This window comes from Acidovorax sp. KPB24-03, assembly GCF_057546605.1.
Window position 1 is genome coordinate 1 of sequence record NZ_BAAJYR010000158.1, and the last position, 8147, is coordinate 8147.

Sequence of the window (8147 nt, forward strand, 5' to 3'; positions counted from 1 at the left end):
TCGGGCAAGTCCACGCTGGCGCAGGCGCTGCTGGGGCTGCTGCCGTACCAGGGCGACCTGCGGATCGCAGGGCAGGGCTGGCAGCTGCCGGCCCAGCGCAATACCCCGGCCAATCAGGCCTTGCGCCGGCAGGTGCAGGTGGTGTTCCAGGACCCGTTTTCGTCGCTGTCGCCGCGCCTGACGGTCGAGGAGATCGTGGGCGAGGGCCTGCGGGTGCACGAGCCCGGACTGCCGCCCGCCGACCGCCGCGCGCGCGTGGAGTCGGCGCTGGAGGACGTGGGACTGACCGACGCGCAGTTCCCGGGTCTGCTGGCGCGCTATCCGCACGAGTTTTCCGGAGGGCAGCGCCAACGGCTGGCAATTGCCCGTGCGCTCATCCTGAGCCCCCGGTTGCTGGTGCTGGACGAGCCCACCAGCGCGCTCGACGTCACCATCCAGCAGCAGGTGCTGGCACTGCTGCAGCGCCTGCAGAAGGAGCGCTCGCTCAGCTACCTGCTCATCACGCACGACGTGGCCGTCATCCGCGCGATGGCGCACGACGTGATCGTGATGAAGGACGGCGAGGTGCTGGAGTCGGGCCCGGTGCAGGCGGTGCTGGATGCGCCCCGGCACCCCTACACCCAGAGGCTGGTGTCCGCGGCCGGGCTGGATGGGGAGGGTTGAGCCGATTTGGGGTGTTTTCGGCCCCATGCCGGCGTATTGATTGTCCTGTTTGCTATCAATTAAATAGCAAATCGCAGGCTTGAGGCATTGGGGCGCACCGCGCGTTCGTGCGGTCTGTCTGGGCGCCGTGTGCGGCGATCAGGCGAAGGTATCGACCTGCGTGCCCAGCGTGGTGGAGGCGGCGGGCGGCGTCTTCTTCTGGTCGGCCGACTGCTGCTGCTCCATGGCCTTTTCCATGGCCTTTTGCTGCTGCTCCTGTTGCTGGGCCTGCTGGATGGCTGCGATCTGCTGCTGCACGAGCTGGATCTGGTTCTGCAGTGCCTGCAGCCTCTGCTGCTTGGCTTTGGCGTCGTTGGGGTCGGATGCCTGGCTGGCTTCTGCCGACGCCTGCTTGAGGTCGGCCGTGAGGTCCTTGAGCTGCTTTTGAAGCGCCGCGATGTCACCGCTCGATTGGCCCGAAGAGCGGCTCCCCGAAACGCTGGTGGAGGAGGTGCTGGAGGCGGAGGAGATGGACAGGGACATGAAGGAGGTATCGGCTGATTGGGGACGGAACTGTAGGCCTTGCCGGCGTTTATTCCGTCATTTCTTGTCCGCCGGCACGATGGTGGGCTCCTGGTCGGGCCCGGCATACAGCCGGAAATGCCCCCGCCCCGCGCGCTTGGCCGCGTACATCGCCATGTCGGCGCTGCGCGACAGCTCCTCGAAATTGCGGCCATGCTGCGGAAACAGCGCGATGCCGCCGCTCAGGCCGATCTGCCGGACCTCGCCCTGCAGATCGAACGGCGGTTCGCACGCGGCCATGATCTTTTGCGACACCAGGCAGGCCTGGTCGGCGTTGTCCAGCTTGGGCAGCAGCACGACGAACTCGTCGCCCCCCTGGCGGCACACCGTGTCGGAATGCCGCACGGCGCCCTTGAAGCGGCGGGCGACCTGCACCAGCAGCAGGTCGCCGGCATCGTGGCCGAGGGTGTCGTTCACCTGCTTGAACCCGTCCAGGTCGATGTACATCAGCGCGAGGCTGCGGTCATCCCGCAGGGCGTGCGCGATGGCCTGCTGGGCGCGGTCCTGCAGCAGCACGCGGTTGGGCAGGTCGGTCAGCACGTCGTACTGCGCGAGGTGGGCCATACGGCGCGACATCTCCATGGCCTCGGTCACGTCGCGCAGCACCATCACCGTACCGGTGACGTGCCCGTGCCGGTCGGTGATGGGGCTGACCGATTTCTCGATGTCGATGCGCCGTCCGTCGCGGCACTGGAGCACCACGCCGCGTTTCGAGGGCTGGGCCCGGCCTTCGGCCAGCGCCTTGCGGGTGGGGCTCAAGCCGCTGTCGCTGCCGGCCTCGTGCAGCGGCACGACGTCGTCGATGTCCGATCCCGCGGCATGAAAGGCCTGCCAGCCGGTCATCTTTTCGGCCACCGGGTTGATGTAGGTGACGCAGCCCTCGGCATCGGTGCAGATGACCGCATCGCCAATGGACTGCAGCGTCAGGCGGATCAGCTCCTTTTCCTCGAACAGCAGGTCTTCCATGCGCTTTCGGTCGGTCAGGTCGTCGATCTGCACGAAGATGCCCTGCACCTCGTCGCCTTCCTTGTCCGGGATGTACGACACCAGCGTGTGGCGCACCTCGCCGGAGGGCAGGGGCATGGTCCGCTCGAAGACCTGCTTGTGGCCCTTGAGCGCCTGCCGGATGTGCGTCAACGCGTGTTCGTAGGTTCCCCGGTCGAGCACGTCCAGCAGTTTCACGTTGGGCATGCGCTCGCGCGAGACGCCCAGCCAGTCCATGTACGCCTGGTTGGCGAAGCGGTTGTGCTGGTCCTTGTCCCAGTAGCTCACCATGGAAGGCAGGTTGTCGAGGATGGTGCGCGTGTCGTGCTCGGCCTGCTTGAGCTGGGCCGCGATGGCCTGGCGGCGCTGCAACTCCCGCGCGAAGAGGGCGGACAGGCCCAGGCAGGCCGCCATCAACAGCACCGCGAACGCGCCCAGCACCTTGGCGCTGGCGCGCCACTTGGCCAGGATGGTGTCCGCCGACTGCCCGACGCTCACCGCCAGCGGGTAGTTGCCGATGCGGCGGAAGGTGTGCAGCCGCTCGGTGCGGTCCTGCGGGTCCTGCGCCGTGTAGCTGCCGCTGTCGACCGTCTGCAGCCGGGCCAGCAGGCTGGCGTCGTCCATCGGCTGGCCGACATCCCCTTCGGCGTAGGGAAAGCGCGCGACGGTGGTGCCGTCGCGGGTGCTCCACAGCTCCACGCGGCTCATCGGCCCGACGTCGATGGAGGCGAACAGCTCCTTGAAATAGTTGATTCTCACGGTGCCCACCACGACGCCGCCGAAGCTGCCGTCGCTGCGGAAATACGCGCGGCTGATGGGCAGGCTGTACGAGCCCGAGACCCGGCCGCGGATGGGATGCCCGATGTAGAGCCCCTCGCGCTGGCTGGTCTGGTGCACCTGGAAGTAATCGCGGTCGGCCAGGTTGAGGTTCAGGGGCTCCAGGCTGGTGGAGCGCGTTATCAAGTTGCCCTTGTCATCCAGCACCGCGACCGCGCCCAGGCCGGGCGTGTGCAGGGAGTGGTCGAACAGGAAGGTGTTGCGCATCTGCGGGGTCAGGCTCGGAAGGCCGGGGTCCGACAGGCTCTTGGCCACCCCGACCAGCGAGTAGTCGAAGCCGTTCAGGGTGCGCTGGATGTTCTGCTCGATGGTGCGTGCCAGGCTGCTGTTGGTGTGCAGCGCGTACGACCAGGCGTCGTCGCGGATCGTGAGGATCGCCCGCACGAAGAGCGCACCAATGCCTGCCGACAGCACGAGGGCCAGCAGGACGAGGCGACGGGGCGAAATCTGGGGCATGGCGCATGGCGGCCGGCACGGAGGCCGGCGGGTGCTGCGCTGTTACTTTATCGGGGAATCGGCGGGTTGCGAGAACAAGTCCCAGGTGGCGATGAAGAGCGCTGCGATCACCGGGCCGATCACGAAACCCGTCAGCCCGAACAGGGCCATGCCGCCCAGGGTGGAGATGAGGACGATGTAGTCCGGCATCTTCGTGTCCTTGCCCACCAGCACCGGGCGCAGGGCGTTGTCCACCAGCCCGATCACGCAGACGCAAAAAGCCACCAGCACCGAACCCTGCCAGATGGCGCCGGTCGCGAAGAAATAGATGGCCACCGGGCCCCAGATCAGGCCGGCACCGATGGCGGGCAGCAGCGACAGGAAGGCCATCAGCACGCCCCAGAGGATGGGGCCCTGGATACCGAGGATCCAGAAGATCACCCCGCCCAGCGCACCCTGCACGGCGGCCACCACGATGTTGCCCTTGACGGTGGCGCGGATCACCGTGGTGAACTTGCTGGCCAGCTGACGCTTGTGCTCTTCGTCGAGTGGCACGGCCTGGCGGATGCGGTTGACCAGCGAGCTGCCGTCACGCACCAGGAAGAACAGCAGGTACAGCATGATGCCGAAGCTCACGATGAACTGCAGCGTGTTCTGGCCCACGTCCAGCGCCTTGGTGGCCAGAAACTGGCCGGCCTGCACCGACACGGACGAGAGCTTGGCCTCCACCTCGGCGGCCGAGGTGAGGTTGAAGCGGTCCAGCAGGCCCAGCAGCCAGGAGGGCAGGGCACTCAGCACCTGCTGTACGTAGGCGCCGAAGTTGAGCTGCCCCGATTTCATGCGTTCGTAGATGAGTCCGGCCTCCTGGACCAGCGAAATGCTGATGAAGGTCATGGGCAGGATCACGATCACCAGGCACAGTCCCAGGGTGCACAGGGCCGCCAGGTTGCGCCGCCCGCGCATGCGCCGCAGCAGCCGCCGGTGCAGCGGCGTGAACAGGATCGCCAGGATGACGCCCCAGAAAACCGCTCCGTGGAACGGCCACAGGATGGCGAAGAACGCGACAGTGACCGCGATGAGAAGAAGCAACAGCGTGCGGCTCTGAAGGGTGGGTGAGTTCATAGAGGCGGGGTACGGATAATGACGAAATGTAAGCGACCGCAGTGACACGGCGGCGAAGGAACACGCGCTTACGCCGTGTAGGGCTCGCTCCTGGGCGTTCGGTGGCACAATGGCGCCCGCACCCCCGGCCCTTCCCCAGCCACAGTCGCATCCGCCAATCGGTTCAGCCGTGTCGCGGAAGGTTTTACCCACCAGCTAATGCTTCCCTCAGGGAAGCGGAGGTCAGCGGAATATGAGCGATACGACATCCGTATACCAAGCCTACCAAGGCAACACCTATCTTTTCGGCGGCAATGCGCCCTATGTCGAAGAGATGTACGAGAACTATCTCGTCAACCCCGGCAGCGTGCCCGACACGTGGCGCGAATACTTCGATGCCCTGCAGCACGTGCCTGCCGTCGATGGCTCGAACGCCAAGGACGTGCCCCACCTGCCCGTGGTCAATGCCTTCGCCGAGCGCGCCAAGCAAGGCGGCACGAAGGTCGTCGGTGCCACCGGCGCCGACTCCGAAATGGGCCGCAAGCGCACCGCTGTCCAGCAACTGATCTCGGCCTACCGCAATGTCGGCCAGCGCTGGGCCGATCTGGACCCCCTGAAGCGCACCGAGCGCCCTGAGATTCCTGAACTCGAAGCCTCCTTCTACGGCTTCAGCGATGCCGATCAGGAAACGGTGTTCAACACGAGCAACACCTTCTTCGGCAAGGAAGCCATGCCGCTGCGCGAGCTGATCAACGCGCTGCGCGAAACGTACTGCGGCTCGATCGGGGTCGAATACATGTATGCCACCGACCAGAACCAGAAGCGCTGGTGGCAGGAAAAGCTCGAGACCATCCGCAGCAAGCCCAGCTTCGGTCCCGACAAGAAAAAGCACATCCTGGACCGCCTCACGGCCGCTGAAGGCCTGGAGCGCTTCCTGCACACCAAGTACGTCGGCCAAAAGCGCTTCTCGCTCGAAGGCGGCGAAAGCTTCATCGCCGCCATGGATGAACTCATCCAGGCCGCCGGCACCAAGGGCGTGCAGGAAATCGTGATCGGCATGGCCCACCGCGGCCGTCTGAACGTTTTGGTGAACACGCTGGGCAAGATGCCCAAGGACCTGTTCGCCGAGTTCGACCACACCGCTCCGGAAGACCTGCCGGCAGGCGACGTGAAGTACCACCAGGGCTTCAGCTCCGACGTCAGCACCCCTGGCGGCCCGGTGCACCTGTCGCTGGCCTTCAATCCCTCCCACCTGGAAATCGTGAACCCCGTCGTGGAAGGTTCGGTGCGTGCCCGCATGGACCGCCGCGCCGACCCGCATGGCAAGCAGGTGCTGCCCGTGCTGGTGCACGGCGACGCGGCCTTCGCCGGCCAGGGCGTCATCCAGGAAACGCTGGCGCTGGCCCAGACCCGTGGCTACTCCACGGGCGGCACGGTGCACATCGTGATCAACAACCAGATCGGCTTCACCACCTCCGATCCGCGTGACAGCCGCTCCACGCTGTATTGCACGGACGTGGTCAAGATGATCGAGTCGCCCGTGCTGCACGTGAACGGCGACGATCCCGAAGCGGTCGTGTTCGCCACGCAGCTCGCCCTCGAATTCCGCATGGAGTTCCAGAAGGACGTGGTGGTGGACATCATCTGCTTCCGCAAGCTGGGCCACAACGAGCAGGACACGCCCGCGCTCACCCAGCCGCTGATGTACAAGAAGATCGGCGCGCACCCCGGCACCCGCAAGCTGTACGCCGACAAGCTGGCCACGCAGGGCCTGGGCGAGACCCTGGGCGACGACATGTCCAAGGCCTACCGCGCCGCCATGGATGCGGGCAAGCACACGGTCGATCCGGTACTGACCAACTTCAAGAGCAAGTACGCGGTGGACTGGAGCCCCTTCCTGGGCAAGAAGTGGACCGATGCCGGCGACACCGCCATCCCGCTGGCCGAGTGGAAGCGCCTGTCCGAAAAGATCACCACCATCCCTGAAGGCGTGACGCCGCACCAACTGGTCAAGAAGGTGTACGACGACCGCGCCGCCATGGGCCGTGGCGACATTCCGGTGGACTGGGGCATGGGCGAGCACATGGCCTTCGCCTCGCTGGTGGCCAGCGGCTTCCCTGTGCGCCTGTCCGGCGAAGACTGCGGCCGCGGCACGTTCACCCACCGCCATTCGGTCATCCATGACCAAAAGCGCGAGAAGTGGGACACGGGCACCTACGTGCCGCTGCAGAACGTCAGCGAGAACCAGGCTCCGTTCGTCGTGATCGACTCCATCCTGTCCGAAGAGGCGGTGCTGGGCTTCGAATACGGCTATGCCTCCAACGACCCCAACACGCTCGTGATCTGGGAAGCGCAGTTCGGCGACTTCGCCAACGGTGCGCAGGTCGTGATCGACCAGTTCATCGCCTCCGGCGAAGTGAAGTGGGGCCGCGTGAACGGCATCACGCTGATGCTGCCGCACGGCTACGAAGGCCAGGGCCCCGAGCACAGCTCGGCCCGCCTGGAGCGCTTCATGCAGTTGTCGGCCGACGCCAACATGCAGGTGGTGCAGCCCACCACCGCCAGCCAGATCTTCCACGTGCTGCGCCGCCAGATGGTCCGCCACCTGCGCAAGCCGCTGATCATCATGACGCCGAAGTCGCTGCTGCGTAACAAGGACGCGACCTCGCCGCTGTCCGAGTTCACCAAGGGCAGCTTCCAGACGGTGATCCCGGAGCAGAACGAAGCCATCGAGAAGAAGGCCGAGAAGGTCAAGCGCGTGATCGCCTGCTCGGGCAAGGTCTACTACGACCTGGTCAAGAAGCGCGAAGAGAAGGAAGCCGACGACGTCGTCATCCTGCGCGTGGAACAGCTCTATCCGTTCCCGCACAAGGCCTTCGCCGCCGAGCTGAAGAAGTACCCGAACGCCACCGACATCGTGTGGTGCCAGGACGAGCCGCAGAACCAGGGCGCCTGGTTCTTCGTGCAGCACTACATCCACGAGAACATGCTCGAAGGCCAGAAGCTGGGTTACTCCGGCCGTGCCGCCTCGGCATCGCCCGCGGTGGGCTACTCGCACCTGCACCAGGAGCAGCAAAAGGCCCTGGTGGACGGCGCGTTCGCCAAGCTCAAGGGGTTTGTCCTGACCAAGTAAGGCCGGAAACCCGAACACACAAAAAGCAGAAACAAACCCCGAAAGAATTCCCATGGCTATCGTTGAAGTCAAAGTCCCCCAACTGTCCGAATCCGTGGCGGAAGCCACGATGCTCACGTGGAAGAAGAAGGCCGGCGAGGCTGTCGCCGTCGATGAGATCCTGATCGAAATCGAGACCGACAAGGTCGTGCTCGAAGTGCCTGCTCCCTCGGCCGGCGTGCTGGCGGAAATCGTGCAAGGTGACGGCGCCACCGTGGTGGCCGACCAGCTGATCGCCAAGATCGACACCGAAGGCAAGGCCGGCGCAGCCGCCCCTGCCGCTGCAGCTGCCCCTGCCGCCGCGCCCGCACCAGCCGCTGCAGCCCCCGCTGCCGCAGGCGGCTCCAAGGGCGATGTGGCCATGCCCGCCGCCGCCAAGCTGCTGGCCGACAAC

General features: G+C 65.8%; 6 protein-coding genes. 3 read left to right on the forward strand and 3 right to left on the reverse strand.

Going from position 1 to position 8147, the window contains the following annotated elements; translation table 11 throughout:
• Window positions 1-663 (forward strand): ATP-binding cassette domain-containing protein (locus tag AC27KI_RS15495; protein ID WP_487114606.1); only part of this gene is annotated, 663 nt, incomplete at its 5' end.
• 138 nt (window positions 664-801) lie between these two features.
• Here the strand turns inward: AC27KI_RS15495 and AC27KI_RS15500 are convergent.
• Genes AC27KI_RS15500 through AC27KI_RS15510 form a run of 3 tightly spaced genes read right to left on the reverse strand, consistent with a single transcriptional unit; the run spans window position 802 to window position 4602 of the window.
• A complete protein-coding gene (locus AC27KI_RS15500; protein WP_284430827.1) occupies window positions 802-1185 on the reverse strand; it encodes a FlxA-like family protein in 384 nt (127 codons plus the stop codon).
• A 57-nt stretch (window positions 1186-1242) separates the two neighbouring features.
• Window positions 1243-3501 carry a diguanylate cyclase domain-containing protein gene (locus AC27KI_RS15505; RefSeq protein WP_487090056.1) on the reverse strand — a complete coding sequence of 753 codons (2259 nt, stop codon included), beginning with the start codon at window positions 3499-3501 and terminating at the stop codon, window positions 1243-1245.
• 42 nt (window positions 3502-3543) lie between these two features.
• Window positions 3544-4602, reverse strand: coding sequence for an AI-2E family transporter (locus AC27KI_RS15510; protein WP_487114608.1), 1059 nt, complete (start codon window positions 4600-4602; stop codon window positions 3544-3546).
• Between the two features lie 232 nt (window positions 4603-4834).
• Between AC27KI_RS15510 and AC27KI_RS15515 the strand changes: the two genes are divergently transcribed.
• Window positions 4835-7714: a 2-oxoglutarate dehydrogenase E1 component gene (locus tag AC27KI_RS15515; RefSeq protein ID WP_284430830.1), complete on the forward strand. Its 2880-nt coding sequence runs from the start codon at window positions 4835-4837 to the stop codon at window positions 7712-7714.
• Window positions 7715-7766: 52 nt separating this feature from the next.
• Window positions 7767-8147 (forward strand): biotin/lipoyl-containing protein (locus tag AC27KI_RS15520; RefSeq protein ID WP_487114610.1); only part of this gene is annotated, 381 nt, incomplete at its 3' end.

Coding starts and splice junctions, on each gene's coding strand:
- AC27KI_RS15500 (WP_284430827.1), bottom strand. CDS start 1,185: ATGTCCCTGTCCATCTCCTCCGCCTCCAGCACCTCCTCCACCAGCGTT.
- AC27KI_RS15505 (WP_487090056.1), bottom strand. CDS start 3,501: ATGCCCCAGATTTCGCCCCGTCGCCTCGTCCTGCTGGCCCTCGTGCTG.
- AC27KI_RS15510 (WP_487114608.1), bottom strand. CDS start 4,602: ATGAACTCACCCACCCTTCAGAGCCGCACGCTGTTGCTTCTTCTCATC.
- AC27KI_RS15515 (WP_284430830.1), top strand. CDS start 4,835: ATGAGCGATACGACATCCGTATACCAAGCCTACCAAGGCAACACCTAT.